Origin of the sequence: Aestuariivirga sp., from assembly GCF_041738905.1 — a bacterium.
GTDB lineage: Bacteria > Pseudomonadota > Alphaproteobacteria > Rhizobiales > Aestuariivirgaceae > Aestuariivirga.
In genome coordinates this window covers 1-1,837 of sequence record NZ_JBGSOZ010000067.1, presented here as the reverse complement: position 1 = coordinate 1,837, position 1,837 = coordinate 1, and the positions used below count along the sequence as shown (strand labels likewise).

The following is a 1,837-nucleotide window of genomic DNA, read 5'->3' as shown; positions in this document are numbered from 1 at the left end:
CCAATCCTCAAGGCCGCACTTCAAAACCATCGGACCGAGCAGCCAGCCTCCCATGCAGTTGACCGCTTGGCCGATGCTGCATAAGGTTCAACCAGCGACGCCAGCCTTGGCATTTTCAACAGAGTACGGGACATCCCCCGGTCGTGTGTCACCACCGGTTTTGTTGGGCGCGAGCAAGCGCTCATTGAACTCTTTGCTACGACCTTCACTACCTCTGAGGGACCGGATGAAGGAGCGCTGATTGCCGACTTGGTTCGCGATCTACTCGCGGAGACGCCAACAGAGGACATCCGCGTGTTCTGCGCCGAGGATGAAGGCAACGCCATTGGTGCGGCAATCTTCACCCGACTGACGTACTCGGGCGACCCACACATCGTCTTCCTACTATCACCGATGGCGGTGGCGCCTGAGTGTCAGCGGCAAGGCATTGGACGGGCCTTGCTCTCCTACGCACTGGCGGCGCTGCGCTCCGATGGCATCCAGATTGCCATCACCTACGGCGACCCGAAATATTACGGACAAGTCGGATTCGTGCCGATCACAGAAGATCAGGCCCGCGCGCCTCTGCCGCTCAGCTTACCTCATGGGTGGATAGAACAGTCTCTGACCGAAGAGAAGATGCCAGTTCTCCAAGGGCCATCAACCTGCGTATCCGCATTGAATAGGAGCGACGTGTGGTAAAGCGCACGGAAAATAGTTCCCAGCCCCCCATGGCAGTCAGAGCGAAAGTTCGTAATGTCCAGTGCGGTCACCCAAACATCACTGGGTTGGGGTTCGAAGCGTCGGAGTCGGTCCACTAGTTTCTGTCAACTGGTAGGACAAACGGTAGGACAGCAGTGGTCGCAAGAAGTATTACTACAATAAATCAATATCTTAGGCCGAGAAGATGGCGTCCCGGAAGGGATTCGAACCCCTGACCCCAGGTTTAGGAAACCTGTGCTCTATCCTGCTGAGCTACCGGGACCAACGCCACGTACCATGCCTATAGGGCAAGTGGCTGGAGCAGCCTAGAGGCAACGCCTGCCGTGGGAATGTCTTTTAACGTCCTGGCCGTGATTTGGGAAGGGATAGCGGGTGCCTCCTGAACGCAAAAAGGCCCGGCACTGGGCCGGGCCTTCTCGAAACGTTCGTGCGGACCCGCTTATGCGGCTTCCTCGGCGGGCAGGTCGTCTTCGGCCTTGTCGCCTGCGGCGGGTACGCGCTTGGCGTTCTTGGAGAGGTAATCCTCCAGTTCCTTGATCGCCTGATCGTCGTCCAGCTTCTTCACGGCAGCGATTTCGCGGGCCATCCGGTCGAGGGCCTGTTCGAACAGCTGGCGCTCGGAATAGGATTGCTCGGGCTGGCGCTCGGAGCGGTAAAGGTCGCGGACGACCTCGGCCACGGCCATGATGTCGCCGGAGTTGATCTTGGCATCATACTCCTGGGCGCGCCTCGACCACATGGTGCGCTTGATGCGGGCGCGTCCTTTCAGGACCTTGAGGGCAGATTCGATCTGGGTCTTGTCCGAGAGGCGGCGCATGCCCTTCTGCTCGGCCCGGCCGGTCGGCACTTTCAGGCGCAGCTTTTCCTTCTCGAAATCGACGATATAGAGTTCGAGCTTGGCTCCGGCGATCTCCTGCTCCTCGATCTGGATGATCTTGCCTACGCCGTGGGCGGGATAAACCACCAGTTCGCCGACCTTGAACACCAGCTTCTTGGCGGCGGGCGTTCCCACGACCGGGCCGTTCATGCCGGGCTTGCCGGCGGGTACATAGGGGGCATAGACCGTTGCCCTGGGGGCCTGGGCCGGCACGGGCTTCGTCTCCGGCGCCTTGCGGGCTTCCGGGGCGGGGGCGGG

Annotated in this window: 2 protein-coding genes and 1 tRNA gene; 1 reads left to right on the top strand and 2 read right to left on the bottom strand. The window is 60.4% G+C overall.

What is annotated here, in order from left to right:
- Positions 1-111: 111 nt before the first annotated feature.
- On the top strand, positions 112-681 hold the full coding sequence (locus ACEW8Q_RS05395; RefSeq protein ID WP_373503031.1) for a GNAT family N-acetyltransferase: 570 nt from the start codon (positions 112-114) through the stop codon (positions 679-681).
- A 206-nt stretch (positions 682-887) separates the two neighbouring features.
- Here ACEW8Q_RS05395 and ACEW8Q_RS05390 read toward each other — a convergent pair.
- Positions 888-964: transfer RNA gene (locus ACEW8Q_RS05390), tRNA-Arg, on the bottom strand.
- Between the two features lie 177 nt (positions 965-1,141).
- A partial coding sequence (locus tag ACEW8Q_RS05385; RefSeq protein WP_373503030.1) for a CarD family transcriptional regulator occupies positions 1,142-1,837 on the bottom strand: 696 nt, incomplete at its 5' end.